The sequence below is a fragment of the Paenibacillus sp. AD87 genome (assembly GCF_001659845.1).
GTDB lineage: Bacteria > Bacillota > Bacilli > Paenibacillales > Paenibacillaceae > Paenibacillus > Paenibacillus marchantiae.
On the sequence record NZ_LXQN01000007.1, the window covers coordinates 4,102,878 to 4,129,407 of the forward strand.

At 48.8% G+C, this 26,530-nt stretch carries 26 protein-coding genes; 4 read left to right on the forward strand and 22 right to left on the reverse strand.

What is annotated here, in order from left to right; genetic code table 11:
• Positions 1–15: 15 nt before the first annotated feature.
• From gpAD87_RS17900 to gpAD87_RS17955, 12 genes are all read right to left on the reverse strand, one after another.
• Positions 16–1,329: a F390 synthetase-related protein gene (locus gpAD87_RS17900; protein ID WP_064639547.1), complete on the reverse strand. Its 1,314-nt coding sequence runs from the start codon at positions 1,327–1,329 to the stop codon at positions 16–18.
• Entirely contained in the window at positions 1,326–2,186 is an 861-nt protein-coding gene (locus gpAD87_RS17905) for an MBL fold metallo-hydrolase (RefSeq protein WP_064639549.1), read from the reverse strand. Before gpAD87_RS17905 ends, gpAD87_RS17900 begins: the two co-directional genes overlap by 4 nt.
• A complete protein-coding gene (locus gpAD87_RS17910) occupies positions 2,180–3,175 on the reverse strand; it encodes an NAD-dependent epimerase/dehydratase family protein (protein WP_064639551.1) in 996 nt (331 codons plus the stop codon). Before gpAD87_RS17910 ends, gpAD87_RS17905 begins: the two co-directional genes overlap by 7 nt.
• The gene (locus tag gpAD87_RS17915; protein WP_231952612.1) at positions 3,172–4,467 is read right to left on the reverse strand and encodes an ATP-grasp domain-containing protein; all 1,296 of its coding nucleotides are present in this window, start codon (positions 4,465–4,467) and stop codon (positions 3,172–3,174) included. The genes gpAD87_RS17910 and gpAD87_RS17915 overlap by 4 nt, the downstream gene beginning before the upstream one ends.
• Positions 4,457–5,458, reverse strand: coding sequence for a beta-ketoacyl-ACP synthase III (locus tag gpAD87_RS17920; protein ID WP_064639553.1), 1,002 nt, complete (start codon positions 5,456–5,458; stop codon positions 4,457–4,459). Before gpAD87_RS17920 ends, gpAD87_RS17915 begins: the two co-directional genes overlap by 11 nt.
• A gap of 256 nt (positions 5,459–5,714) precedes the next feature.
• Positions 5,715–6,596, reverse strand: a complete 882-nt coding sequence (locus gpAD87_RS17925; protein WP_064639555.1) for a TIGR01777 family oxidoreductase — start codon at positions 6,594–6,596, stop codon at positions 5,715–5,717.
• 82 nt (positions 6,597–6,678) lie between these two features.
• Complete coding sequence (locus gpAD87_RS17930) at positions 6,679–7,200, reverse strand: hypothetical protein (protein ID WP_064639557.1); 522 nt, start codon at positions 7,198–7,200, stop codon at positions 6,679–6,681.
• 154 nt (positions 7,201–7,354) lie between these two features.
• The gene (locus tag gpAD87_RS17935) at positions 7,355–7,975 is read right to left on the reverse strand and encodes a YdcF family protein (RefSeq protein WP_162842429.1); all 621 of its coding nucleotides are present in this window, start codon (positions 7,973–7,975) and stop codon (positions 7,355–7,357) included.
• Between the two features lie 163 nt (positions 7,976–8,138).
• A complete protein-coding gene (locus tag gpAD87_RS17940; protein ID WP_331710895.1) occupies positions 8,139–8,690 on the reverse strand; it encodes a nucleotidyltransferase family protein in 552 nt (183 codons plus the stop codon).
• 262 nt (positions 8,691–8,952) lie between these two features.
• The gene (locus gpAD87_RS17945; protein WP_064640997.1) at positions 8,953–9,834 is read right to left on the reverse strand and encodes a glycoside hydrolase family 43 protein; all 882 of its coding nucleotides are present in this window, start codon (positions 9,832–9,834) and stop codon (positions 8,953–8,955) included.
• 78 nt (positions 9,835–9,912) lie between these two features.
• Complete coding sequence (locus tag gpAD87_RS17950) at positions 9,913–10,770, reverse strand: DMT family transporter (protein ID WP_231952614.1); 858 nt, start codon at positions 10,768–10,770, stop codon at positions 9,913–9,915.
• A gap of 42 nt (positions 10,771–10,812) precedes the next feature.
• Positions 10,813–11,778, reverse strand: coding sequence for a metallophosphoesterase family protein (locus gpAD87_RS17955; RefSeq protein WP_064639559.1), 966 nt, complete (start codon positions 11,776–11,778; stop codon positions 10,813–10,815).
• Positions 11,779–12,050: 272 nt separating this feature from the next.
• On the opposite strand from gpAD87_RS17955, the gene gpAD87_RS17960 reads away from it, so the two are divergent.
• The 3 genes from gpAD87_RS17960 (at position 12,051) to gpAD87_RS17970 (ending at position 14,623) form a co-directional block, all read left to right on the forward strand.
• Complete coding sequence (locus gpAD87_RS17960; RefSeq protein WP_064639562.1) at positions 12,051–12,821, forward strand: DeoR/GlpR family DNA-binding transcription regulator; 771 nt, start codon at positions 12,051–12,053, stop codon at positions 12,819–12,821.
• Between the two features lie 76 nt (positions 12,822–12,897).
• Positions 12,898–13,428: a TetR/AcrR family transcriptional regulator gene (locus tag gpAD87_RS17965; protein ID WP_064639564.1), complete on the forward strand. Its 531-nt coding sequence runs from the start codon at positions 12,898–12,900 to the stop codon at positions 13,426–13,428.
• 88 nt (positions 13,429–13,516) lie between these two features.
• The gene (locus gpAD87_RS17970) at positions 13,517–14,623 is read left to right on the forward strand and encodes an MFS transporter (RefSeq protein WP_064639567.1); all 1,107 of its coding nucleotides are present in this window, start codon (positions 13,517–13,519) and stop codon (positions 14,621–14,623) included.
• Between the two features lie 36 nt (positions 14,624–14,659).
• On the opposite strand, the gene gpAD87_RS17975 is transcribed toward gpAD87_RS17970, so the two are convergent.
• Together gpAD87_RS17975 and gpAD87_RS17980 are read right to left on the reverse strand one after the other, a co-directional pair.
• On the reverse strand, positions 14,660–15,694 hold the full coding sequence (locus gpAD87_RS17975; RefSeq protein WP_082935161.1) for a formylglycine-generating enzyme family protein: 1,035 nt from the start codon (positions 15,692–15,694) through the stop codon (positions 14,660–14,662).
• A 239-nt stretch (positions 15,695–15,933) separates the two neighbouring features.
• Positions 15,934–16,389 carry a hypothetical protein gene (locus gpAD87_RS17980; protein WP_231952616.1) on the reverse strand — a complete coding sequence of 152 codons (456 nt, stop codon included), beginning with the start codon at positions 16,387–16,389 and terminating at the stop codon, positions 15,934–15,936.
• A 247-nt stretch (positions 16,390–16,636) separates the two neighbouring features.
• Between gpAD87_RS17980 and gpAD87_RS17985 the strand changes: the two genes are divergently transcribed.
• Positions 16,637–16,954 carry a SunI/YnzG family protein gene (locus gpAD87_RS17985; protein ID WP_064639569.1) on the forward strand — a complete coding sequence of 106 codons (318 nt, stop codon included), beginning with the start codon at positions 16,637–16,639 and terminating at the stop codon, positions 16,952–16,954.
• Between the two features lie 115 nt (positions 16,955–17,069).
• Here the strand turns inward: gpAD87_RS17985 and gpAD87_RS17990 are convergent, their stop codons facing one another.
• The 8 genes from gpAD87_RS17990 to gpAD87_RS18025 all read right to left on the reverse strand — a co-directional run bounded on the left by gpAD87_RS17990 (position 17,070) and on the right by gpAD87_RS18025 (position 26,519).
• Positions 17,070–18,032, reverse strand: coding sequence for a glycosyl hydrolase (locus tag gpAD87_RS17990; RefSeq protein WP_064639571.1), 963 nt, complete (start codon positions 18,030–18,032; stop codon positions 17,070–17,072).
• Positions 18,033–18,123: 91 nt separating this feature from the next.
• Positions 18,124–19,134: a carbohydrate ABC transporter permease gene (locus gpAD87_RS17995; RefSeq protein WP_082935162.1), complete on the reverse strand. Its 1,011-nt coding sequence runs from the start codon at positions 19,132–19,134 to the stop codon at positions 18,124–18,126.
• Positions 19,135–19,166: 32 nt separating this feature from the next.
• Positions 19,167–20,066, reverse strand: a complete 900-nt coding sequence (locus gpAD87_RS18000) for a carbohydrate ABC transporter permease (RefSeq protein ID WP_064639573.1) — start codon at positions 20,064–20,066, stop codon at positions 19,167–19,169.
• Positions 20,063–22,648: a DUF5696 domain-containing protein gene (locus tag gpAD87_RS18005; RefSeq protein ID WP_064639576.1), complete on the reverse strand. Its 2,586-nt coding sequence runs from the start codon at positions 22,646–22,648 to the stop codon at positions 20,063–20,065. Before gpAD87_RS18005 ends, gpAD87_RS18000 begins: the two co-directional genes overlap by 4 nt.
• Before the next feature lie 14 nt (positions 22,649–22,662).
• The gene (locus tag gpAD87_RS18010; RefSeq protein ID WP_064639578.1) at positions 22,663–23,283 is read right to left on the reverse strand and encodes a YIP1 family protein; all 621 of its coding nucleotides are present in this window, start codon (positions 23,281–23,283) and stop codon (positions 22,663–22,665) included.
• Positions 23,264–24,730, reverse strand: coding sequence for an NHL repeat-containing protein (locus gpAD87_RS18015; protein WP_064639580.1), 1,467 nt, complete (start codon positions 24,728–24,730; stop codon positions 23,264–23,266). Before gpAD87_RS18015 ends, gpAD87_RS18010 begins: the two co-directional genes overlap by 20 nt.
• Positions 24,731–24,741: 11 nt before the next feature.
• Positions 24,742–25,605 (reverse strand): carbohydrate ABC transporter permease, encoded by an 864-nt coding sequence (locus gpAD87_RS18020; RefSeq protein ID WP_064639582.1) that lies wholly within the window; start codon positions 25,603–25,605, stop codon positions 24,742–24,744.
• Between the two features lie 2 nt (positions 25,606–25,607).
• Positions 25,608–26,519 carry a carbohydrate ABC transporter permease gene (locus tag gpAD87_RS18025; protein ID WP_064641001.1) on the reverse strand — a complete coding sequence of 304 codons (912 nt, stop codon included), beginning with the start codon at positions 26,517–26,519 and terminating at the stop codon, positions 25,608–25,610.
• Positions 26,520–26,530: the final 11 nt, after the last annotated feature.

A 26,530-nucleotide genomic window follows, 5' to 3' on the forward strand; every position in this document is an offset into this window, starting at 1 on the left:
ATCCAAACGCTTCACTTAAGTGTGTTGTCTCTCCACTCGGCGCAGCTTCGTTATTCCCGGTTCAAACGTATAAGGAACGAATATGATCTCGGGTATGGTGCATTCCAGCCGCTCTCCCAGCTTCGTCAGCTCCCGCTTCACACAAAATTCCACCTGCTGCATCCCTTCTCCTCCTCCAAGCCGAAGCGATACTTCCAACATTCCGTTACCTCGCTGCACGACCCGATAATGCTCAATAGCTGGAGAGGCTGCAATCACCGAACGCGTAACAAAATCCGGAAACACAGGTACGGCTTCGCCCGTTTGTCGATGTGGAAAATAAAGCGTGTCATCACAGCGCCCTTCGATCCGCTCAATGGCAGTGAATGGAGACCCACAGGCACAAGGAACCGCTGCCTCGGTCAAAATGTCGTTCAGCCGATAGCGGATAATCGGCTGTGAGGTTCTGGAGAAGTCGGTGATCACAGGCACGAACCTCCGGGTCGCGGGATCAATGAACTCTTTTTCAATATGAACGATATCTTCATTCAAATGCAAAGTACCGAAGCGGCAGGTTACGCCCAAGAACCCCTCCGTACACTGGTACACCTGATGAATCGTTTGCCCAAAAACATGCTCCAGCACCTTGCGATCCAGCGGGTCCAGCACTTCAGCAACCGAAATGATTTTGTCCGGTACAGTGGTCAATGTGCCTGACGTATAAGCGTCAGCCAACATTCTCAGCATGGAAGGCGGCGCTACCCATACGGTGGGTCGGTATGTTTCCATACGCTCAACCAAGGTATCGACACGCTCCAGCAGATCGAAATATTGAAATTGCAGTTTACCCCGCTGCACCGATTCATACAGATTACTGTTGGCCCGGAGGAAAAAGGCGATCTTGGCAGGCTTCCACAGTCCGCCAGGCAGGAGCTTGGCCAACACAGTCCCTGTCCACGCATCCTGCTCACGATCACTCACCAGAAACAACCCCCGGTTGCCCGATGTGCCTGAGGACAAGCCTACCGTCACGCCCTGAACGGATGGCTTGAAATCACGCGTTTCCTCACTTTCCCCGGCGAGAGCCATCGCTTCGCCCTTGGAAATGCCCACCGTGTTGAGCCGATCGAAATGCTGCATCATGATCGTTTTGTCAATCAGCGGAAAGCTTCTCCAATTGGCATCAGCATCACCCCACCACTCCCGGTAAAAAGGCGACTTTTTACGAACCAACTCCACTTGCCGAATGATCTGGCGTTCCTGCCAGCGTTCAAGCTGCGCTCGTGTTTTCCATTTTCTCAATCCCCGTGCAAGTGCATAATGATAGACAATACGCAGTGTACTGCTCATATGTGCTCACCCACTGTACCCCAAGCATTCAGCGATTCACGGCAATGACTGGGCACAATCCGAATCGCTGGAAACTGCTGATACAACTGAACGAGTCTGTCAAAGTTTCTTCGATACGCCTGACGATCCGACATAATAATTCCAGCGAGTGCATGAGGTCTGCGTTGTTCCTGGAAAGCACGACTCGACCACACCGCGTCCGCACACAGAAAATAGTCATGCGACTCCGTACTAAGCAAAATCCCCATCATGCCTTCCGCATGACCCGATACGTCAACACCCAGCAGACTGCCATCACCGAAAATATCGTATACCTCGGAAAAGGGAAAATCCTCACCCGCTCTCACCCATCGCTCCGGCTGCTTCGTAACAGGCAATGATCGGGCATCAAAGTCCTCTGGCAGCAGGCTGGGCAGAAAGCCTGCCTTTACAGCCGCAATGGGGCCAAGTGAACGCACCGCGTCATAGGCTCTTGGCAGATAGATCAATTGTGCCTGTGGGAAATCCCGCACACCTGCAATATGATCCCCATGAAAGTGTGAGAGGATGATGTACCGGATATCCGAAGCTTCCAGTCCTAAACGAGCCAGAAAATGTACCGCACTGTCTTCTTCACGATAGACCACAGGTGTAATATGACGGTACAACGCATTTGGCAAATGAGCGGTTTCCTTGAAAAAGCGTGAGCTATATCCCGTGTCCAGCAGAATCGGACCATGTACAGGATGAATGATACACGCAAAGCCTGCCGGAAAGGCCACCGGACGCAAACTTCCACCACGCAGCGTCAGAAACTCCGGATGTGTACAGTAACCTGCTGCGCCCAGATGAAGCTTTACCGAAGTTGTTGTCAGCATGATTCAGCCCTCCACCAGTCTGCAAATTGTTGTAACCCCTCATCAATGGACAACCGAGGCACATACCCCAGCTTCTCACGGGCATCCGTAATATCCAGCGTCTGCGGGATAGATAACGAACCAACCGTATACCGCGTCAATTGAGGTTCACCTAACGCAGGAATCAAGCGGTGTACACGTTCCAGCACTGCGGCTGCTCCGTATGCTGCTCGGTAGGGAATATTTCGACGATGTAAAGACATTTCCAGCTTTCCAAACAACGTGCTCACCAAATCCTGAAACGGTCTCGGATCTCCATTGGAAATATTGTAGGCACGACCCAGCACTTCTGTCTTGGCATCCCTGCATAACAACAGCGCATCCACCACGTTATCCACACAAGTCAGGTCAATGAGTGCCTGTCCGCCTCCGATCATAGGTACACCCGATTTGGCATTTGCTGCAACGATTCTGGGAAAAAGGGTCTGGTCATATGGACCAAAAATAGCTCTCGGACGAATCATGATCGATGGAAGTCCATTAACATGAGCCTGCAAAACCACTTGCTCAGCGAGCCGCTTGGTGGCTGCGTAATGATTAGCTGGTTTGGATGGCAAGGGGTCATTCTCATGTATGGCATATCGCGGACTGTAGTTAAAATATAAGCTCGGCGTTGATACATGAATGAAGCGCTGTACGCCACCTTTCATACAACGGTCCACCAAATGCTGTGTCCCCTCCACATTACTGCTGTAAAAATCCCGATATTTGCCCCACGGCGACGATAACGCCGCACAGTGAAACACAACATCCTGACCCGAACAGACCTCATTCACCGCCGCCTGATCCCGTATATCTCCGTTATAAAATCGAATGCCTGCTGCCTCAAGCTGTGCACCGTGCTTTGGCTGGCGTCCCATACCCGTAACTTCCCAGCCTTGCTCTGCAAGCCGTATCGCCAGATGCCTGCCCAGACATCCGGTTGCTCCTGTAACCAATGCTCTATTCATCGTTGTTCACCGTTCCATTCTATGTCGTGAGTCAAAGCTTCAGTCAGCGAGAACTTATGTTTCCTTGCAAGCCGCCAGGCGGAGAGTACAATTGCAAATTGCTCAAACAAAGGTTTCATATCGTATCTCAGATACACCACATCCCTCGTTCCCCGCCAGGCTGTCATCCATGTCCGCAGGCTGCCCTTCCCCCAGAGTTGCTGCAATCCACTTCCCAACATCGGAAGCATCAACATCGCTTTGCTTCCTTGCTTGGGGATGATCACCTTTGCTGCTTTCACCAGCTCTTCAGGTGCAATTAAAGCACGTACCAAACCATCACCAGGGTGAAACAAATGGATGCCACTGGTCGCCCTCGGATTACACTCAATGGCATACACTTGTCCGTCCTCTGTTTCGATAAAATCAAACCCAATCTGCCCGCTAAACCCTGTCGCCTGTACAAATTGCCTTACCCACTCGTAAATTTCTTCATGCTCCACATGTTCAAAAAAAACACTCGCCCCTACGCTGCCCGTTCGATAGCGACTGTCGTAGGTTGTATGTGCAACGATTTTCCCTTCATAAGCTACGCTGTATGTACATAACATTTGCCCGGCAACATAAGCCTGTGCAACCCAAGGGGAAGCCGAGGATATTTCCGTGTCACCAGGAGGATCATTCTGTAAACGGTGCTGCTTCATTTTACCTTCGTATATCTTCTGATCAGGTGCGCCTCTATCAAAGTCTGCTGTGGAGGATATCGGCATACGAACTCTGGCAGCAAAGCGGGAGTATACGGGCTTCCATACCCATTCCCCTTCTATATCCAGATCAGCCTGCGCTTCCATCCATTCCTGCCGACTGTTGATCAGACGGGTATCCGGCACCGAAAGGCCAAACGACTCTGCAAGCTGAATAAAGCGATATTTATGATGCAATTCATGCAGCTGCTCTATAGGCGAAACAAGTACACGGCAGTGATTACGCAGTCGATCTGTCCCTTGGGCAATATAAAAAACTTCTTCACACATCGGAATCAACAAGTCGATCTGCCAGGTTTGAACCAGACTCTCCATCTCTAACAAGTAATCCTCTGATTCATGACGTGGAGATGGAACCATGAAACACTGCTCCACCGCACTGGTCAATCTGCACAAATGACGCACCACGCTCTCCGCGACGTAAACCCGGTGACCCGCACGATGAAGCATACGCGCCAGATCGAGCGTTACCGGAGCCCGCCCGCCTGTGAGCAGCACATTTAAGGACGTAGATGCTTGATGTTCATTCTTCATGAATCTAGTAGTCAAAAATAAGTCCTCCCAGTGATAATCCGGCGGCTGTTCCGATCATTAGCACCCGATCTCCCCTCTGAATGCGCTGCTGCTTGATCGCTTCATGCAGCCCCATCGGAATGGAAGCGGCAATGGTATTGCCGTGATTTCGTGTAATGTCCATAAAACGGTCCTCTTCGATTCCTAGCTTCTTGCGGATCAGCCTCATCGCCATGGCACTTCCCTGATGCGGAATTACCAATTGGAAATCCTTCATCTGATTACCGGTTGCTTGCAACATATCGTCAATAAATGCTGGCAGCAACCTGGAAGCCATACGGAAGATGGCCTGTCCATCCATATGAAAAAGATAGGGGTCCGGCTGCTCTGCCACATAATTCGAGGCATGCAGACGAGTACCCCCACCGGCAATTTCCGAAAACCGCGCGCCGCGGCTGTACGTTTTCAGCGAGGCATGCACAATCTGCGAAGACTCTCCTTCAGCAGAGCGTTCAATAATGACAGCAGCAGCTCCATCACCGAACAGGGCAGCACTCTCCTTGTTCGACCAATTCAATCCCTTCGAAGCGATCTCCGTAGCTACAAGCAGCACCCTTTTATAACGCCCGGCATCCACCATATAGGAGATAACATCCAACCCGTTTAGGAAACTTAAACAGGTCGCATCCATGTCAAAAGCCGGTACACCTGAATCCTGCTGTCCCATCGCCTGCTGAATGAATACCGCCGTACTGGGTAAAGGTTGTTCCTTCGTACCGCTCGTACACACCAGACAGTCTATATCTGCGAACGTCAATCCCGCATCAACAAGTGCGGCTTCGGCAGCCCTCGCTCCCATGAAGGAAGAGGTCTCTGCACCAGAAGCGTAATGACGCACACCTACACCTGTTGCTTTGCTGACCCAGCCCGCAGGCACCTGCAAACGGCGATCCAACTCCTCGTCGGTTACTTCCTGTTCAGGCAAATACTTGCCTGTTCCAACAATTCTCACTCTTCTAAGCTGCATATGACCTACCTCTTTCTCTTCTTCTGACTGAATATAAGTTCAACTAATAAATATGTACACTAACACTCCAATGACAGAACAACCTTGTTATCGCAGTTATCGTGTAAATGTTTAGTCGAACATATCTAAATGAAAATTACACTTCACCCCGCCTGGCTAAACGCCATGACGAAGTGCAGAAAATACAGCAGAAGGGCAGATATCTCTGCCCCTCCCGTTGTGTTATTTTTTTATTCAGTCATGTTGATTCATTTCCTTACTTCAAAATCTCGGCCAGTGCAAGATCGAGCGTATCATACTTGAATGTAAATCCTTCTCTTTCCAGCCTCTCGGGAATAACCCAGCGACTTTTGAGAACCAGCTCTGTTTCGGTCCGGATGAATCGTGCCCCCAGTTCCAGCATCCAGCGAGGTGAAGGAAGTCCAATCCGAACTCCCATCTGCCGCCGCAGACTCTCCATAAGCTGGCGGTTCGTGACAGGATGCGGAGAGGAAGCATTAAATACACCCTCCAATTGCGGATGCTGCTGAACATAGATCACCATGCGGAACAAATCTTCTATATGAATCCAGCTAAACTGCTGGGTTCCAGGTCCTTGTGATCCACCCAGCCCAAAGCGGACCAGATTGGTGAGTGGCTCCATGACGCCGCCTTCTCCCAGCACAATGGCAATCCGTAATGCAATCTGACGTGTAGACGGCAGGCTGAATTCAAAAAAAGCCTTTTCCCACGCCTTGGCGACATCCACCGAGAATCCGGAGCCAATCTCGCCCTCTTTCTCCGTCATGGGACGATCTTCTGCATGTCTGTATATGGTGGCCGTGCTCGAATTAATCCATAATTCAGGAGGGTTGCTACAAGCCAGAACAGACTCGCCCAAAATGCGGGTTGTGCGTGTTCTGGATTCCAAAATGACTTTGCGGTTCTCGTCCGTGTAACGGCAGTTTACGGATTTTCCGGCCAGGTTAATCAGCAATTCTGCACCTTCAAGTGCCTGTATAATTCCAGCCTGGTTCTCCCAGGCAATATGACCGGGCTGACGTGAGATAATGAGCACCTCATAACCAAGCTCCTTGAATCTTTGGGCAAAATCCTGACCAACAAACCCTGTTCCACCCGCCAACACAACCTTTTTCACGGTATCCCCTCATTTCCCCATACTGGGTAAAGCAACTACGCTATATATGGACTAACACTGTCTGCGACCGTTTTGTTTGGTTTTAATTTACGCCCAATGCTGCGTATAAGCGATTGCGTTCTTCAATCGCCCATGCGTTCGCTGAGTTTTGCTCCAACTGATACATAAGCTCATCATGGAAATCATGAATCATGAACCCTTCAGGCAAATTCCCCAGCATGGCTGTAAAATTGTATTCAGGCAGTTTTCTTTGTCCTTTACCGATCTGCTTCAACCATTCCATCCATTCGACAAGCGTCAGCACTTCTGCCTGCCATAGTTCGGCCTGTAATCCAAGTGCATCCTGAAGCTGCTCATAAGCAGATAGCTCGGAGAAGGGACGACAAGCTTGCACAGCCAATTCATACAATTCGATTACTGCGCGCCGCACCTCATGCTCAAGCTCGATTTCCAACCCTTCCATGAAGTCCTGAACTTGAATTGACAGCCCGTCATCATATAGTAATGGTGCGTGTGCCAACAGACGCACAATCTCTTCCATGTCATGCGCTGAAACTTTCTTTTGCTCATAGAGAGCAGGTAACATATATGCTGTAATGATCATTCACTCCTACATCGTTCTTCTATTAATGACGTATATTATATCATGATTTGGCGGGTTATCCTTGAATCACTTTAACGATGACAAAAAAGGCAACCTAACTCTTTCAAGAGAGCATAGGTTGCCTTTCTGTTCTTATTGGAGAAGCAAACAGCATCTAAATAAATGCTTTAACCGCTGCAAAATACTCCCGGATCATATTGATCGGTTTCAGATAACCCGGTGAAGGAGCTGAAATGCCGTATTCGGCAGCGTAACCGTTCTTGGCGGCCAAATACTTGGATCTGAACATATGGTAATCACTTGTGACAATCATGATCTTGGGATGCTCCAGCCCGGATGCATCAATGATTTTTTTGGAAAAAGCCATATTCTCCTGGGTGCTCGTCGATCGATCTTCCATAATGACTTGTGTGGGGCTGATCCCCTGATCAACAAGGTAGTTTTTCATGGCGAGTGCTTCCGGAATCGATTCTCCCGGCCCCTGCCCGCCGGATACAATCACTGGCGTCTGAGGATGACTGCGGATATAGTCCAAACTGGCATCCAGCCTTTGTTTCAAGGTCAATGACAGTTCAGTTCCCTTGATGCCCGAGCCGAGAATAATGACATAGTCCGCTTCTTCAGGATCATTCGCGTTAAGCTGAGTAAACACAAGTGCTTCGATAATTACAAATGAAACCGCAGCGATCCCGAAGCCAGTAAGCAGAATGCGTTTTAGCAGGATATGCTTTTGATAATCAATCCGCCTCAACACGATAAAAGCTATAGTGATCATGCCAAAAAACTTCACTGCGAAGTTCCAGCCCCAGAAAACAAGGAAGAACACAAAACATGCAATGAAAAAAAGATCAAGGATTAGGCCTTTTTCTCGTATAAACTTTTTCATAAATCCAGTAACACTCCTTCTCGGGCCTTCACTTCCGTCATATGCCCTTGATTCAGGATTTTATGATCGTGAGCTTGGGCCACTGTTGTTGCCAGCATTTCTTCTCTACACGATGATTATAGTAGTCTGCATCCGAGAAAAACGGACTTTGGCGTACGATTAACGCATACAGATCCTCCAGCCCATGTGGGGCACAGATACACACCTGACCCAGTTCATCTAACCGCACACCTATGGCTGTGACGATTTCTGGCCAATATCGAAGGGCATCTTCTGTGGATTGATAGGGCTTGTTTCCATTACGCAGATGCATCCTCGCCTGATTTTTCACCGACCATTTGGAATTGCCTGTCTGCTCGCGAAGCCCTTGTTCCAGCAGCAGGTCCCGCTCCTCACGCATATCTTCCGTATCGTAGTAAATAACATCAATATCGCTGTGAAGTTCGCGAAGAGGATAGCCATGAAGCACATCCCAGATATAATTGCGAATATACCCCGCACCTATGTAACACTGAGGCAGATCCAGACTGCGAATCCGCCGCAGGTCGAGCATTAATTGTTCATGCTCCGTAATCGCCTGGATCAACTTTTCCTTATGCAACATATAACGTCTCTCCCCGTCACTCTGTCCATTTCATTGTAGAGCTATCATTGCTCGCTTTTACATTACCGACACGCTGCTCCTTCCAATATATCATGTTTGAGTACCTGCGATAAAATAAACAAATCCCCTCAGGCAGTCATCCTAGGCTCATCTGAACAGATGTTCCTTAAGATCATTTACCCTGAGGGGATCAATTGAAGAAGATTGAATAAGCGATTAGGCCAGTGCCTTTTCCGAATACGTGATCTGCATTTTCTACATTTTACGTTGGATTATCCATAAGCGTCAGTTGTCCTTGCTTCTCCTGCATGCGGAAAATAACGGGTCGTTCCTTCGGATGATTGTTCGGAGCATGAATGGTGAGACACAGTTGTCCTTCGAACGTTCGAAACAGCATCCCATGTCCTCCATTATTGGCGAACAACGGCTTGTCATCCTGCTTCCATGGTCCTTGCGGTTTACCGGACACCGAGCGGGCCAGCCCCAGTGTATAACCGTCTTGACCGGATGTGGACCACATCATGACGAGTTCATTATTTTGCATACGATACAGAAACGGACCATCTGTGACATAACGGTTTCGCTGTTCTCCACCTCCAACAGACCATGGCGCTTCGGAAGCTTTGAATAACAGATCAGGTTTGCCTATCGTTCCTTTCAGATCCGGTTTCAGACGTACCGCGTACATCTCCCCATCCTCCACCTGCACCCATTCCTTGCAAAAGATCATCCACGGATCACCCTGATCGTCCACATACAATGTACCGTCCAGGCATTCCCAATCGGGAGGCGTAAGGGAGCGACACCACAATTCAAAAGGTCCCTCCGGCTGATCAGCCACCAATACACCTGTTACCCGCGGAACACCTTCCGCCTTAAAGCTGGCAAACATATAAAAGCGACCTTCCCATTCATAGACTTCCGGGGCCCAATAGTGGTGATCGGACCAGAAGTCCGCAGGTGCACGGAAGCATGGGGAAGGACCGCTCCAATGAATCAGGTCTTCGCTCTCATAGACATCAAAACCGATGGCTGGGCCATTCCACACATTTTGCCCGATAGAGCCATATAAATAATATTTCTTGCGCGATGGTATAGCCAGTATGTAGGGATCACGAAAATGAATATCTTCCAAACGGTGCACGTTCAATGGTTCATCCTCCTCATGAGAGCGGTTCATTAACCATGAGTATACACCATATCTCCAAATACTGGAATTCCATTAACCCCACATACCAATCAGCAATATGCCGCCAAAAATAACGATGGAACAGAGAATACGCTTCTTCCCCTGCTGTTCTTTCAGTAACAAAATACCGAGGAAGGCCGCGAATACCGTTCCTACTTCCCGAAGCGGGCCCAGTCTGGCCATTGGCGCCTGCTGCAATGCAAACAGAAACAACAAGTACGAGCCCGGATTCAGCAGCGCTCCCAGCATAATGGTTGATCGGTTCTTCTTCCACTCTTGACGCAGTTGGCGGGAAGCGAGCAGCGCCGGAGTCAAGCCGGCAACAAAGCCAATGTTCGTCACTTCAAGTAACGACAGGGGTGAAATATGCTCTAGATTTAATTTGTCCACGAACACATAACTCGTTGTACATAACCCGACACATAAGGCCATCAGAACCGGCTTTGATCCTGTTACACTTGAGCCAGATTTGCCAACTCTGCTTCCCACACCACTCAGCACCGTAAATCCTACAATCATGCAGGCAATACCGACCCAGCCGAACATGGACAACGTTTCCCCCAGAAAAGCAACACCGATCAATGGCACTAACAAGGTGCTCGTTCCCCGCATAATCGGATAAATCTGCGACAAATCGCCCAATTCATACGTCTGCGATAGCAGCCAGGAATACAAGGCTTGCAGCGCCATCGATAACACAAGTAGTGCATAGGCTGGTATGGATAAAGGTTCCCGTACCAACTCCACGATAAGCACAGGCAGCAGTATTACGGTTGGAATCATCATGATAGACCATAAAAACACACTTTTGTTTAAACTGCGTTTGGTGAACATACTCCAGACAGCGTGAGCCATCCCGGAAGCGAGCACCAGAACTATAGGTAAAATCATAATCAAAACGTTCCTCTCTAATGCCTTGCTCTTCTATATTCTCTAATGTGCTGAAGTGCTCTCAGGTTGATGTTCTGGCTGTTCCTTCACGACCAATCCGTCTTCCAGACGAATCCAGGTATCAAAGCTGCGTTGTCCCGCCTGCAATTGAATGACCCGTCCTCCGCGCAGCATGCCTTCCCTTCCATATGTACTGTGTCCACTCGAACGCCCGTAGCAGAGACGAATGCCGTGGTAAGTCCCCTGAAAATCATTCACATGATCATGTCCGCAAAAGGTCCCCATCACATCGCCCATCTCCAGCAGTGCAGAGAACAGACCCGAGTTCACTTGGGCAGAGCAGACAGGTTCGTATTTGCTGCCGTAACAGATTTGTGTGTCCCACATGGACTGATATTCAGGAATCGGGATATGGAAAAACGCCAAGGCTGGGAGCTTCTCCCCGCGGCTGCGGCCGGGATTAACGCGTGTGGATTCAGACATCAGCCACTGGATCTGATTAGGCTGAATCCAGCCATAACCGGGAATGGACTCGAACTGGGAATAGTTCCCCGAATCGAGTAAATACAACACTGCTGCCGGACAGCCATCCGCTCCGGCAATCTCCAATGTGTAATTGCCTAGTCCCGCAATCTCACGCGGTCCAGGTTCTGTCACGGTATGCGCATGCTCCTGAATCACATCCATTAATGCATCGGGGGTAATCCGATTCTCTGTATCATGGTTGCCATACACAAAAGCCCACGGAATACCACGCTCTTCCACTACCGACACAGCATCCCGGAATGCCTGCTCCGGGTGTTCACATTCCTTATTGCCAGGATCGACTGGTCCCGTGTAGATGACATCGCCTGTAAAGACAACCAGATCGGGCTGTTCCGCTTCAATGACCGTTTTCATTAATTGCCTGGTCCGAAGATCTTCAGGTCGCCCATCTTTCCAGTGTAGATCTGTAAACTGCACGATTTTGAATGCTCCATTTGCTTGAAAAGCAAGCTGACGTTTCACCCTTTTTCCTCCCTGATGATCCATATACTATGGATTAAAGTTTTCAGTGTTGTTTGTTGTGGTTTTACGTTGTTTTATATGATCTTATCGTCACATCATATTGCTGTCAATACATATTAAGAACAGAATTTACTTCTCATTATACTCCTCATTACATTTCAAAATTGACAAGGTCTTCTCTCCAACTTAAACTATTAAAACAACAACAATCCACACTATCTCACAACTCTAAAATAAATAGAACTTAGATCGAAACTTCAGGAGGCACAGCCATGTCTTTAACGTATGAAGAACGCAGACACACCATTCTTATCCAACTTGCTACCCAGGGCAAGGTTCAGGTACAGGTTCTGGCGGATCTGTTCCAAGTATCCACGGAGACGATCCGGCGGGATCTGGATCGACTTGAAAAGGAAGGCGAATTGCGCAAAGTGTACGGAGGCGCTGTACGTGTACGCTCAGGCATGATCGAAGCCCCTTTTCAAAAGCGAGCGCAGCTTCAACTGAACGAAAAGCAGGCCATTGGCGTGGCAGCCGCCTCTCTGATTGAGGATGGAGAGACCGTAATGCTGGACAATGGTACAACAACGCTGGAGATTATGCGGCAGCTGCGACATCGGTCTCAGGTGACCGTCATAACCAACTCCGTCCCCATTCTTACCTGTGCGCTAGAGGAGTTTGCAGGCAAAATCATTTTTGCTGGAGGAGAAGTCACCCCGGTCGTACAAGCCTCTACTGGACCCATTGCTCATGAATTACTCAGTCAATTCAAAGTCAACAAGGCGTTCATCTCAGCAGGCGGCGTTTCGTTAACGGATGGAATCACAGATTATGTGCTGGAAGAGGCACTCATCTCCCGCAAAATGATGGAGCGTGCGGAGGAAGCCATTTTGGTAGCAGATCATACCAAGTTTGGACGTTCAACCTTCGCCCAGATTGCACCTATTAATCAAATATCCATGGTGATCACAGATTCTGGATGTCCCACAGAATGGATAAATGCTCTTCACCAAATGGAAATCGAAATGGTTCACAGCATTTGACAATGTGAGCCATTTTCTATATTTTAGAAGTATAATGATCGTTCTATCTTATTCTGAAGGGAGCGTATTACTTCTTATGAGCAGCAAAAAGGAAATGCTGTTGAACGTGGCTGAGGAATTATTCTACCTGCACGGCTTTCATTCTATCGGCTTGAAGCGAATCATCACAGATGCCGGGATCGCCATCATGACGTTATATAATCACTTCAACTCCAAGGATGATCTCATTGTTGAAGTACTTCGGCGGCGCGAACAGCGCTATCTGGAACAGCTGCGGCAGTATGCCGACAACAAAGCGCAGCCCGTATTCCTCAATCTGGCGGAAGGCCATGCAGGCTGGTTGATGGAGCATGAGTCAAGAGGATGTTTGTTTCTGCGTGCCAAGGAGGAATTTGGCGGAGATCCAGACAACGTCATAGTACAAACTGTCAACGCACATAAGAAACATGTGATGACCTTGATTAAAAATCTTGATCCTGCCGCAAGCGACCGTGCAGTGTTGCAATTTAACCTGCTGCTGGAAGGTTCTACTGCACTCGCTGAGACAGAAAATGTAAATAACGTATGTCGGGAACTCATTGACATGACGCAAAATAGTTTCAAGTAGTCCCACACCGGGTGAGTTAGTAGTTCAACTCACTTTTTTATTTCAAAGAAAATATAATGATCGTTCTATCTAAAAGGCGGTGGATTTGATGAAAAAAATTATTTTCCCAGGGATTGCCCTTATCGCTGTATGTTATGCATTCGGGAGATTCAGCTATGGGCTGTTTATGCCGGAAATCTCGGAAGCACTCCAACTGGACGATGCCCAATCCGGAGCAATCAATTCCGCAACCTACATTGCGTACTGTCTGTCTCTACTTAGTGCCCCACTGTTAATTAATCGCATTGGGCACTATCATGTCATTCAAATAGCGGGCGTTAGTGCTGTGCTCGGTTTATTGGGCATAGCCTTGTCTCCAAACGCGTTTGTTCTCACACTAGGTGTATTTCTTGCCGGATTAAGTACAGGCTTGGCCTCTCCTGCATTGGGTAACACCGTCTACGCTGAGCTTGCACCTGAGCAGCAAGCCAGGGGGAATAGCTGGATTAACACAGGTACCAGCTTTGGCATTATCGTATCCGGTCCGATCTACTGGCTGTTCACCGAGTATTGGCGTTTAACCTACATCTTCTTTGCTGTTCTGGGTGTTGTAGTAGTGTTATGGAATAGACGTGTTCTTTCCCCACGCAAAACAGAGCCTTGTACCAAGTCCCTCTGGGCATGCATGAAGCCGACCAGACCCGGCGTGGCTCTGCTCATGGCTTCCCTTCTGACAGGTATCAGTTCTGCGATCTATTGGACCTTTGCCCGAAACTTCCTCACTGACGAAAAAGGGGCCTCCGATTCGGAAGCCGTACTGTTCTGGATTGTGATGGGGATTATGGGGATTCTCGGCGGGTGTGCTGGCCGGATTATTGAACGCATCGGAATTGGATGGTCCTATCGGATAGGCCTTCTGCTCTTGTCTGTTTCACTTGGCGTTATCCTTCTTCCATCGATGGCCGCCAGCCTGGTCTCAGCTGTTATGTTTGGCAGTAACTATATATTTCTGACCAGTGTATTCATCGTGTGGGCGACCAGGTTATTTCGTCCAAATACGTCCATCGGAATCAGCCTTGCTTTTCTCGCGCTCGGTGCGGGGCAGTTCATTGGATCATCGATAGCGGGGTACACCATTGAGATGTTCTCCAACACGACAGCATTTCTGGCCTTTGCTGTACTGGGTCTGTTCGGATTACTTATTCGGGTGAAATAGCCAGACCCTTATCCTACAAACAAGCAAACCAACAGACTATACATCCGCTGCGCATCTGAAACCAATATGCCCAGTAGATGTATCAGGCGTGTTGGGGATTCTGGCCGCCACTCTATAGCGATTGCAGTAGGAACGGTGGCATAGGTAGGAACCGCCTTTTAACACCTTGCGGTCTTCATGAGGAGATAATTCCGTGGCAGCATCCGCAGCCTTCTCGTGATCCGTAACGTAGTTGTCTGCGCACCACTCCCATACATTTCCTGACATATTATAAAGTCCGTATGCATTGGAAGGAAACGATTGAGATGGAGCGGTGCCTGCATAACCGTCGGCTGCATTATTTTTCGCCGGAAATACACCCTGCCAAATGTTGCAATAGTGCTGTCCATCCGGCCTTAACGTATCGCCCCAAGGATATTTTTTCTGAATTAGGCCACCCCGGGCTGCATATTCCCATTCGGTTTCTGTAGGCAGACGTTTACCCGCCCAGCGGCAATAGGCATTGGCATCATTCCATGAGATATGAAGAACCGGATGATTAGAGCGATCTTTTATATTAGAATCGGGTCCTTCAGGATGAGCCCAGTCTGCACCTTCAACAACCCACCACCAGGGTGTCTGTTGTACCACGGTTCGAACTTGAGTCGCCGTTTGCGGAGAAACGAACAGATGAAAAACAAAAGACCAGCCAAACCGCTCCGCCTCAGTCCTATACCCAGTCTCACGAACAAACTGTGCAAATTCCGCATTGGTTACCGTACAGGCATCCAGATAAAAGGAGTTCACCTGAACTTCTCTAACGGGGCCTTCTCCATCCGCGGCAAAAGCTTCGGGGTCATTCGTGCCCATCAGGAAACGTCCACCTTCAATACGAATGCTTTCTTTCTTCTCTGCTCTATTGGTTAGAGCTATTGTGAAGTCAGCTGAATAACTGGTATGACTTGATGGCTTGTCCTCAACAGCCTCTACCGATGCAGCCGTTTCCTCTGGCAGACTCTTTTCCTCGAGCTTGCCGCCCCGACTTGCAGCGCAGCAGCAGGAAGAAGGTTTCTTTGGCAGCTGATCATGCATCTCAAGCATCCCCTTCATGGTTAGGTTTAAGATTCGTTCTCTCTATTGTACACGGCAGGGCGAATATTCGGATACGGTGGTGTTGTCATTCCTGCTCCTACTTTTTTGAAAGTTTTCATTCATCTGAACTTCTTCATCCGTTTCGCATATCAATCAAGGTGACTATATGGGCTAATGATTCTCTCGTTCCACACCTGTACTTCGATATAACGCTCCGGTCCGAGATCACCCTGTTGATTCTATTCCTGAGGCCATCCATAGGATTGAATAACGTTCAAGATTTCGTCTTTCGTGTAGACCTGCTTACGGTAAGGTTTATCATCCATATAACGCATCGTTGGAAACAAATCGCCGTAGGTAAAACTTACGGAATCAGCAGGCAGATCATCCCATGAGATCATGACCCAATCCGGTTCGGTATACCATGATTCCAACCACGCGCATGCACCCAGGGTTATATAGTGAGGATAGCGGTGGCTCGGTTTCCCACCTTTAGAGATAAACTGCTCGTACGCTTTTCGCTCAATTTCTCTTCGAAACATCATGTAATCTGCTGATCGCTGACTGGCAAAATTCCGGCCTTGATGACGGATTCGTTGGGTTACTGTTTCCGCGTCTTCGTCAGACAGACTGGATAGATTGCGAAAAGGGCCCAGACTTTTTTCAAAATAATGATATGCGTTCATATCTGTCATATGGCACCTCCTCCATATACATCTCTTCGTCTCCCGTTTTCGTTAGAAATAGTGTACATCATGCCAACATGTATGGAAATAACTGTAGTAAACCATTCCCTCTGGTGCACTATGCCATTTCAATTACAGTACCATCTTCGGATCGCTGCTTCGCTACTCCAGAATGATTCAGCACCTCTCCATCCAATAAGTGATAAACTAATAAAAAGGCATTTATCTTCAACAGGCTTAAAGGGAGGTTGTGTGTATGTTAGGCATTAAAGTACAGCAAGTACAGAATAAACTCATCATCCGTTGGCAGCTTTCCAAAATAGAAATTCTCATCTCAGATATTAAAGCAGTTACCCTTGATGATACATATGGTGGAAGTGAGCCTTCAGCCGTTCGAATCGGCGCAGCGTATGGCGCTTCCGAAACAATCCTGATCCGTACAACCAATCAATCCTACATCTTGTTTACTTCCAATGAGGCATTGTATCCAAAAATCAGTGCCATGCTATCCAATAATTCAGGTGAGCGGAATGCGTCAAACTTGCAACGTGCTAACGAATCTAGCGCACCTTAAAGGTCCGATTCTCAAGGCAGGCCAAATTAACGCGAACAAGAGGCGTCCACCGTCATGTTCATGACTTATGGAACAGCCCCTTTTTTTCACGTCGGTAGAAGTTCAGATGATAGCCCTATCTCCAACTCCACTTCGGTAATTGATCCAGCGTAATGACTTCTTCACTATTATATACTTCCTTCAAATACACCACGGTATTATGATTGCCACCCTTTAGGAATTCTCCCGTCCAGGTACAGAACCAGCTCCAGTGTACACCTTGCTCTTTCATTTGCTTTGGGTCAGGAATGGAGCCGTTCTCGGCTAAGGCAATGATTTTGCTGTCATTCACCAGTTCACGCAGATTTTCATAACGCTTAGCTAATGGGCTGTGATCCCCTGCTTCTGGATACACATCCACACTCACAATGTCCACCACATCGTCACCCGGATACCAATCCGGCTTTTCCGAGTTCCACACCCAGATCAGATTACCCAGCTCATACGTGTTGACCAATTGATCATACATTAGGCGGTATAACTTTTTGGCAGGTTCAGGTCCTTTGGCTCCCCACCAGAACCAGCCTCCTTCCGCTTCATGAAGCGGCCGGAATAACACAGGCACCCCAGCCTCCTTGAGTTCTTGCAGATGTACTGCAATTGCATCGATATCCCGGATCAATAAGGTATACTCTTGCGATTCAGGATGAGCCAATGCTGAATCGAGATCGTAGGTGGTGGCATCCGTATAGAAACCGCGCCACCATTCTTTACCTGGTTCATCTATCAGATGAGTAGGTGCATTCCAGTGCCAACACAATGTCACAATTCCGCCTTGCTGATGCCATGCAATCGCATCCCGAATCTCCTGAGAGATCGCGCCGCGTTCTGTCCTTGATGGAGAATAATCCATGAGATCGAATCCAATTACCGCCGGCTTGCGGCCTGTATTCTCATTAATCCAGTTCAGATTGCCGTAATCCTGCTGACCGGACAGTACCCCTTTTCCATAACGCTCCGCCAAGTACTTCATCAGTTCTCTAGCCTCGGAAGTCGCATCTTTATTCACCAAATAACCGCTTATCTTTTGTTCCGTCATTGATAATCCCCCATTCCAAGGTAGGATACATAGAGACCCAAATATCAAAAACACCCGAATTACGCATCCTACACGACTACGCCAAGCCCGGTTAACCAACTACACCTGAACGTTCAATACTTTCCACGAAATAGCGCTGTACAAATAAATACAAAATAATGAGTGGTGCAATCGCCAGCAGAATTCCTGTATCCACGATCATGGCAACATAATTGGGGTCTGCCTTCATGCCCGAGTTCGAGCCAAAACCCATCAATTGGGGAATTAACTGGTTCGCCTGGGCAGGCAATGAAGCCACCTTCAGCGAGATAAGCGGGCTTTCACTCATGAATAGCGCGGAATAGAACGTATCGTTGTACTGCCAGACAAAAGAGAACAGAATGACCGTGATCAGCGGTGAAATGGCGTTCGGCAGCATAATTCGGGCAAATGTCCGGAATCCGCCTGCTCCATCAATCAGTGCAGCTTCTTCAATTTCCTTGGGCATGCCCTTGAAGAACTGGCGGAAAATATAAATGAACAGCCCCGCTTTCAGCCCACCAGCCGTAGCCGCAGTAATCATCGACGGCCAGTATGTATTCAGCAGGTTGATCCCTTCTCGCCCCGTGAACAGCCGAATCATGCCGAGAAAATCAAAGTTGCGGAAATGCAGATACATCGGCACCATCAGGGTGCTTGTCGGTACTAAAATAGTGAGGATGACTAATACAAACAGCACATTGCTGCCGGGAAAAGAAAAGCGGGCGAAGCCGTACCCGGCTAACGCACAGGATATCGCTGTGAGCAGCGTTGTAATCGTGACGAACAACAACGTATTCGCCAGCAAAGGTAAATAATCCATCACCTGCGCCGCAAACTTGATATTATCCAGCGTAAAATGCTGGGGAATCATATAGATGGTCGGATTATAGATATCCTGTTTATCTTTGAACGCAACCGAGATTTTAAGAAACAATGGATACAAAATAATAAATGAAATACCAATAATCAATGCATATCTGAAGATGGAATACAGGAGGTCCGATGTCTTGTTTCGTACCCTCTGCATGCGGTAGTTCTCTTTCGGAACCACCACCATGCGATCCGTTCCCGACACAGCCATAGTCTCATGCCTCCTTCAACGTTCGTTAGCTTTCAGTTGTAATGAACCCGTCGTGACAGTACCCATCCCACAACAACCAATACCAGACCGATGACCAGCGTATACAGCCAGGACATGGCTGAGCTCAGGCCGAAGTTCTGGGTTTTAAATGCCGTCTGGTAGATGGCCTCCGTCACCGGGCTGCCTGCAAAGGAATCAATAATCGTATAGATGACATTCGTCAGGATCAATGGACTCACCATCGGAAACGTAATTTTCCAGAAGGATTCATAGGCCGTTGCACCTTCAATTTTGGCCACTTCATACATCGAGCCGGGTACCGATTGCAGCGCAGCGAGGAAGATCAGAATCTGTACGCCAGAGCTGCTGACAATATCGTAAATGCGCATGATGGCTTCAACGATGTAATCGACATATGCCATTGGCAGCCCCACATCATTCAGCATTCGCACGATTGAAACGACGTTGAACGAAGCTCCCCCCTCCGCCGACGTATCCACTGCACTGATGTCTCCCATCAGATTGATCAGACCTGCGGACTCGGCCGCCGCCACAGCACTGGAGGCCAGAATGACCGGCAGGAAGAAGATCGCACGTGCCATCGTTCTGCCCTTGAATTTCTGGTTAAGCAGTGTCGCCGTAAATAAACTGAAGAATAGAATCATCGGCACATTCAGCAGCATCGCTCCGACCGAATCTACTAGAATCCGGTTAAATGTTGCATCGACCAGGATGGCATCTTTGAAATTTTTCAAACCGACAAAATCCAGTACATAGCCTCCTGGGGCAACCGACAGATTGCTCAAACTGAACCGGATCGATTGCAGCAGCGGCGTAGCGAACAAGAAGATGAAACCAATCAGCCAGGGCGAAATAAACGCAAGGCCAAGCAGCGCTCTCCGTGATTTCAAGGATAAACGAAGGGTTCTCATCGGTTCACTCCTTCCACTGCATAGTCCGCCCCGCCAACGGTAATTCCATCAATCGTTACCGGATCAGCCGTGTAATTCACCAAAATCGTTGCATCGCCACTGTATGTGATACGCACAACCCCATCCTGAACTCGTTCATGCTCGGTTATTGGCTGGTTCCGCAAATGACCTAATACCTCATTCGCTTCCTTGTATAAGGCTGCTGCGTCATCTACCCAATAGGCAAAGTCAGTGGCATAAGCCGAATCATAACTGGTCAGCTTCAGCTTGGACGATGGTTCATACGTCCATTGAAACTGCGGAGCTGATCCCAGCTCCAGACTGCGGAGCAGCTGTTTGCGCAGATCCTGATCCCCTGACGTATTCATTGCGGAAGCAGCGTAGTCCATATATCCATGAATGACCATCTCATAAAAAGGAACTTCCTCATCGGTAATGTTGAACCGGCTGGAGCCTGAGGGAGCATTAACAATATGCAGCGTATATCCCCACGCATACGCATTAGCGGATGATAACATCATGTTTGGATATTCCTGCTGCAGCTTGCCCAGCTGCTCCTTCACGATGTTCTTCGCGGTCTCCCGGTGGATGACACGACTATCCCGATAATCCGAGCTCAATACCTGCCCGAGATCACGCAGCGATAATGCGCTGAGTTCCAATTTGTTGATTTTCCCGGCAAACTCGCTCACCACATACGGCAGCTTGGCGGCCGACAACAGATAATAGCTGTCTTTGCTCTGATCCATCCGGTTGAGGGCAGGACTGTATGGATACAGTTCAGCTGTCTCCTTGGTGACAAATCGCGCTGCATCGGAGGAAGGGGCAAAGTTCCAATCGTCGTGATAAATACGCTGAAACGCCACATCAGGGAATAACGCTCCACCGGACTGCTTCAGTTGTTCAGACAGATCATGCAACTCGGAACGACTGCCCACTTCACTGTCCAGCTTGACCTGGGTCGGTGTATGGTGACTGAAACCTCCGCCAAACCATCCCTGATACCGCATCTGCACGCGGTTCACACCTTCCTGCTGCAGCCTCGCAGCCATTTCAGCCGCTTGTTCATATGTCGTCATAGCCAATGTGGTCCGATAAGGTACACCCAGGAATGAAGCTTTTTTGTCCACTGCACCTAACACATCCACGTAAAAAGGCAAGGCTGATTCGTCCTCCAGCGGTTTCAGTACGTTCTGCCCCACCAATTGCTGCTGATACAAACGGGCCATCCCGGAATAGCTGGCATCCTTACCATTAAGGAAATGGTATCGCACCTGAATATCCCCGCGGAATGGTTCCTCGCTTAGTAGCTGAATCTCCTGCATCTTTTGCGAGGTATACATCTCCAACTCATCCTCACCCCGCAGGGAGAACGTGCCGTAGACGTGGTTATAGCTATTTTGCCTGCCACCAATATCCGCAGAGATACTGGCCATGCCATCCCCTTTTTCAATCACGGCAAACCAGGCATGTTCACCGTTCTTCAAACCAAAGACAGGCATATGCACAGATTCACTAACCTGCGGGCGACTGAGTGAATTGTCATTCGGATCTGCACCATACACATGTTGTACGTACTGCTCCTCTTTGACCTTTCCGTTATTCAGATGGATCAGACTGCCTGAACCGTCAGGTACAAACATATAACCTTCACCTTTCGTATCGGCGGCACCAAAATAAGCGAGCAGATCGATATTACGAATACGGTATTGACCGCTCTCTTTCACCTGACTTAGCGGCACGGTTACAACCAGCGAACCTTGATCCAGCCGATATTCCACCGGAATGACGAAGCTTGGTTTATCCGATGTGCCCCCGCCTTCGACTCCATTCTCCTCATTGTCAAAAGCAAGATCTTCAGCGGTGTAACCCGCCGTCTCAAAGGCATCCAGCATCTTGTTCAGTACAAGCTGCTTTGATATCTGTCCATCCAACCGTTCCAGCACATCCGGATTGTTCTTGGTTGGATAGTAGCGGGCAGATGTATATCTTGCGACTGTGGCATCCAGTTTCGAAAGTACCTTCTCCTCCAGACGCTGTTTGCTTATCAGTTTGGGCAGAGCATCAATGCCTAGCGAGGTATCCCCAAGCGTGTATGTAACACGAATGCCCTGATCCACATTGGCAGCTGCGAACTGTTTGTTGCTGATGCTGGAGCTAAAGTTCGGAAAGTTCTCCAGTGTACCGATCGCATCCCGAAATGACACGTTCAGCTGGGAGGACAACACTTCCTTTTCATAAGCGGAAGCCAGGCCATCCTGATTACGTTCGTTCGGATTGCTGTACCAGATCTGTCCACTCGCTCCATCACGAACGGCAATTTCCGTCGTCTCCTCGTTGTAATAAAGCGCCAGTCCCTGATCCTCGGCGACCAGTTGCATACCCGGCACCCCCTGCGAGGAATCGGTAAGGAATTGCAATGATTCCGTCTCGGTTGGCATAGCCTCTGTTGTTGCTTCAAGAAAAGTCATTGCCTCCACGGCTGGAACTCCCCTGTTATTGATATACAGCAGTCCGGCTGTAAGCAGGATCACAGCAGCACCACTGGCCAGCACCGTATATATTCGTTGCCTTTTGTTCACGGATGCCGCCTCCTTTAGGTCCGAAAAATCAACTCGCGGTAGATGTTGTAACCGAATTCATATAACTGCTGCAACATGCTGAACACCAATGCTCCGAGGAACACGATTATGCCCATGACAATTAACGTCAGCAGCATCGTCAGGATCGTTTTGATCACGGTGTACTGGTGTACCGTCATCGTGCCAATGAAGAGCAGCAGCACGAACCAGAAGAACGCGATGCTATTAAATAAATAATAAAAAGCCGTCTCTTCCTGTACCATAAACCGGCTAATGATAATCATCGGGACATAGATCAAAATAATCGGAATAAGTGAGTATCCTGTTGCCAGAAAAATCTCCTTGAACTTCCCTTCACCTTCCATCAGGGTGGTTACAGCCCAATTGGCTATGCACCAAAGAAAGAACGGTACTGCAACCGTTGCGATCTCCCCTATGCTGTTGATTGTGCGAGGATCGATGTAATTCACAAGAAACCCCGCGTATTGTTTTTGCAAAATCATCATGATAATGGTAAGCGCCAGTGCTCCAAAAGCAACGGTCAACCTGCCCCGCTGATCCGACTTGATATCCCAGAATGCATCAATGGGGTGAAAAATGAGATGCAGCGGAAACCTAATGTAATCCTGCTTCACGGTCAATCTGCCTCCTCCGTCTCCATTTAACTGCCACTCGGACCAGGATCAGAATGAAAATCAGTGCGATGGCAAGCGTCAGAAAGGTGCCGAAATGTTCCTTCATCATCTCTCGCCGATATCTTTTGAACGCGACAGAATAACTTTTGCGATCCATACCCAGTTCGAAATAACCCAGAGCTTCCTCGTTTTTCTTCTCCATCAGCAAGGATTTTCCGATACCGATATAGGCGATATCATAGTTGGCGTTCAACTTCAGCACTTCTTTCCAAATATGAACAGCCTCCGTATCCTCACCCTGATAATGAAGGGCAACCGCCTCATTCACGCTGGCTCCAAACCGTGTTGGCTCATAGATAACCAGATTGCTTTTCCCCCGATCCAGTACCAATTGATGATCCCCGGATTGTTCCATGGCGACTGGTGTTTTGAGCGTTCCCACCTGATTTCCTTTGCCTCCATATACGTAGAGCAGATGACCTTCATCATCGTAAGTAAACACCCGGTTCTGCGTCGCATCCAGCACACTGTACATACCGTTGCCCAGTACCTTCACATCAATCAGTTTGGACGGACCCGGGTTATTGCGGAATCTGATATCTCCTTTGACTTCAAAATAACCAAATCTCTTCAGCACATCCTCGCCGGATGGATTCAGACGTTTAATCGGTTCGCTGGAACCCGGGTCGATATTGGTCGCATATACGAACCCTTTGGAGTCGATATCGACATTGGAAAACTCGGTCGGTACAAACAAAACCATCTGCGCCCGCTGGGCTTTGGTTGAGAGCAGCCGCCAAATGTATTCGCCGTAGTCGCGTTCCACCTTGTTCGTACCGACGTATCCAATGAATTGACCGTGCTCGTCAAACTGCATAATTCCTTCGTAGACACCCTGAGCCACCACATACACCCGGCCTACCCGATCCACAGTCAATTTCAACGGTTGGAATTGAAAATTGGTCGCGAGGATATCGGACTCCGGCTTCGTAATCGTATGGACCAGCTGACCTTCCGCATCCAGGACAACTACACGGCTGTTCCCCGTATCAGCGATGTATACTCGATCCTCTTCATCCACGAATAATCCACCTGGCGTATTAAAACTCTCCTTGCTGCCGTCCATCATAAATCCTTCGATCACCCGCAGCAGCTTATAATCCGCGTCCAGGACAACAATTCGGCTGTTGCCACTGTCCAAAATATAAATCTGCCCGGAGGGAGAAACGTTTACATCACCGGGGTCTTTGAATTCGCCAATGCCCAGGTCGCTGCCCGAGATGGTTTGCTTGGGCAGATAGGCATCCGGTGAAGGAACGGCCTCTTTCCAGTAGTTGTAGTTATAACTCTCATACGGCGCCGGGGAGGCCGCCGCAGGCACGGCATTCACCAGCAGCAGCGATACTGCCGCCAGGAGAACAAGCCATCTTTTTACTGTGCGTGCCATATCGTCCCCCCTTATTCCTTCATGCCCGAACTCGCCATCGTCTCAATGATGCGGCTCTGCGAGAAAATGAACAGCGTAATGGGCACACTCATCAAAATAAGTGCTACCGCAGCACCTGCCCCGGCCCGGGATATCCCGCCCTGAATGATCTGACCCGCCGCATAGTGCAAGGTCTTGAGCTGTTCACTGTAGATGTATCCATTGCCATCACTGCCCCACAGCATCTGGAACAGCAGAATGATCAAGGTGAGCCAGGCTGGCTTTACATTGGGCATGACAATGGACCAGAAAATCCGGTATTCACTGGCACCGTCAATTTTGGCTGCTTCCAGCAACGCATCCGGGATCTGCTCCATAAACTGCTTCATCAGATACAAACCTAATGAATAGGCAAATGCCGGAATAATGACGGCCCAATACGTATCAATCCAACCCAGCCATGACATGATCATATAGTTGGGAATGGCCGTCACGGCAGGTGTGAACATCAGGGAAAGCACAACAACCTGGAACATGAACACTTTGCCCGGAAATTTGTGCTTGGCGAGTGGGTACGCCGCTGCCGAAGCGAGCAGTACATGGCCCACGATGCCAATGCCCGTAATAAATACCGTGTTGAATATATATCGTGAGAACGGAACCCACGAGTCACTCAGCAGATTCAGCAGATCCGTAAAATTGCTGAACGTTGGATTTTTGACAAATAGCGTTGGCGGAAAAGTAAAAATCTCATCCAGCGGTTTGAACGCATTATTGATCGCATAGATCAGCGGCAGCACCATGAAAGCACCAAATACGAGCAGAAGGGCAAACAGGGAGATGCTTCCTGATAAAGAGCGGTTGACCCGCTTTTTGCCTGTCGCAATTGCAGCCATAGCTATTCTCCCACCCTTCGAAGCAGTTTCTGTACCAGCAGGTTGGTGCCCACCATAATCATGAACAGCACGGTTGCAATCGCCGAGGCGTATCCCATCTCAAACCGCGTTGTACCAAAGTCGATCAAATGGGTCACCACCGTCTCCGCCGCATAGTTCACACTTGGGAACCCCGCCAGCGCAATGGACACATCCGCCACCGCGAATGAGGTCGTAAGTTGAATGACCGCACCGAACATCAATTGCGGGCGCATCGAAGGCAGGGTAATATACCAGAGTTCCTGCCAGCGATTTTTGATCCCATCTACCGCGCCAGCTTCATATAACGTCCGGTCTACGGTCTGCAAACCGGCGATAAACGCCAGAAAGCCTGTGCCAAGACTGAGCCACAATTGCACCAGAATGAGGATTGGCATAATATAGGCTTCCGTTTTCAACCACTGGATTGGCTCCAACAGAAATCCCCATTTGATTAGCAGTCCATTGGCTATACCGTAGCGATCCCCCGAGAAAATCATCAGCCAGATAAAGTAGACATTCCCCGAAATGGATGGCGCATAGAAGATCAGCGTCATGAATGCTCTCCATTTGGGTGTTAATTCATTAATGATCCACGCAAATACGAAACAGGCAATATAGCTGATAGGTCCGGTAATAATGGCAAACAGCAACGTATTTTTGATGGCAATCAGAAATACGTCATCCTCCAGAAACAGTCGGGTATAGTTCTGCCAGCCAATAAAACGCGGAAACTCCAGCATGTTGAAATAGGTGAAGCTGAGTATGATGGAGATGACCACAGGAATCACAGTGAACATGATGAATAGGATCATATAAGGAGCTAGCAGTACATAGGAATGTTTGCTGGCCTTCATTTCCTTGAGCTTCCAGGACCACCATGATTTCATGCCCATGCCTGGTGTTT

Coding starts and splice junctions, on each gene's coding strand:
- gpAD87_RS17900 (WP_064639547.1), bottom strand. CDS start 1,329: ATGAGCAGTACACTGCGTATTGTCTATCATTATGCACTTGCACGGGGA.
- gpAD87_RS17905 (WP_064639549.1), bottom strand. CDS start 2,186: ATGCTGACAACAACTTCGGTAAAGCTTCATCTGGGCGCAGCAGGTTAC.
- gpAD87_RS17910 (WP_064639551.1), bottom strand. CDS start 3,175: ATGAATAGAGCATTGGTTACAGGAGCAACCGGATGTCTGGGCAGGCAT.
- gpAD87_RS17920 (WP_064639553.1), bottom strand. CDS start 5,458: ATGCAGCTTAGAAGAGTGAGAATTGTTGGAACAGGCAAGTATTTGCCT.
- gpAD87_RS17930 (WP_064639557.1), bottom strand. CDS start 7,200: ATGATCATTACAGCATATATGTTACCTGCTCTCTATGAGCAAAAGAAA.
- gpAD87_RS17935 (WP_162842429.1), bottom strand. CDS start 7,975: ATGATCACTATAGCTTTTATCGTGTTGAGGCGGATTGATTATCAAAAG.
- gpAD87_RS17940 (WP_331710895.1), bottom strand. CDS start 8,690: ATGTTGCATAAGGAAAAGTTGATCCAGGCGATTACGGAGCATGAACAA.
- gpAD87_RS17950 (WP_231952614.1), bottom strand. CDS start 10,770: ATGATTTTACCTATAGTTCTGGTGCTCGCTTCCGGGATGGCTCACGCT.
- gpAD87_RS17960 (WP_064639562.1), top strand. CDS start 12,051: ATGTCTTTAACGTATGAAGAACGCAGACACACCATTCTTATCCAACTT.
- gpAD87_RS17965 (WP_064639564.1), top strand. CDS start 12,898: ATGAGCAGCAAAAAGGAAATGCTGTTGAACGTGGCTGAGGAATTATTC.
- gpAD87_RS17970 (WP_064639567.1), top strand. CDS start 13,517: ATGAAAAAAATTATTTTCCCAGGGATTGCCCTTATCGCTGTATGTTAT.
- gpAD87_RS17975 (WP_082935161.1), bottom strand. CDS start 15,694: ATGCATGATCAGCTGCCAAAGAAACCTTCTTCCTGCTGCTGCGCTGCA.
- gpAD87_RS17980 (WP_231952616.1), bottom strand. CDS start 16,389: ATGACAGATATGAACGCATATCATTATTTTGAAAAAAGTCTGGGCCCT.
- gpAD87_RS17985 (WP_064639569.1), top strand. CDS start 16,637: ATGTTAGGCATTAAAGTACAGCAAGTACAGAATAAACTCATCATCCGT.
- gpAD87_RS17990 (WP_064639571.1), bottom strand. CDS start 18,032: ATGACGGAACAAAAGATAAGCGGTTATTTGGTGAATAAAGATGCGACT.
- gpAD87_RS17995 (WP_082935162.1), bottom strand. CDS start 19,134: ATGGCTGTGTCGGGAACGGATCGCATGGTGGTGGTTCCGAAAGAGAAC.
- gpAD87_RS18000 (WP_064639573.1), bottom strand. CDS start 20,066: ATGAGAACCCTTCGTTTATCCTTGAAATCACGGAGAGCGCTGCTTGGC.
- gpAD87_RS18015 (WP_064639580.1), bottom strand. CDS start 24,730: ATGGCACGCACAGTAAAAAGATGGCTTGTTCTCCTGGCGGCAGTATCG.
- gpAD87_RS18020 (WP_064639582.1), bottom strand. CDS start 25,605: ATGGCTGCAATTGCGACAGGCAAAAAGCGGGTCAACCGCTCTTTATCA.
- gpAD87_RS18025 (WP_064641001.1), bottom strand. CDS start 26,519: ATGGGCATGAAATCATGGTGGTCCTGGAAGCTCAAGGAAATGAAGGCC.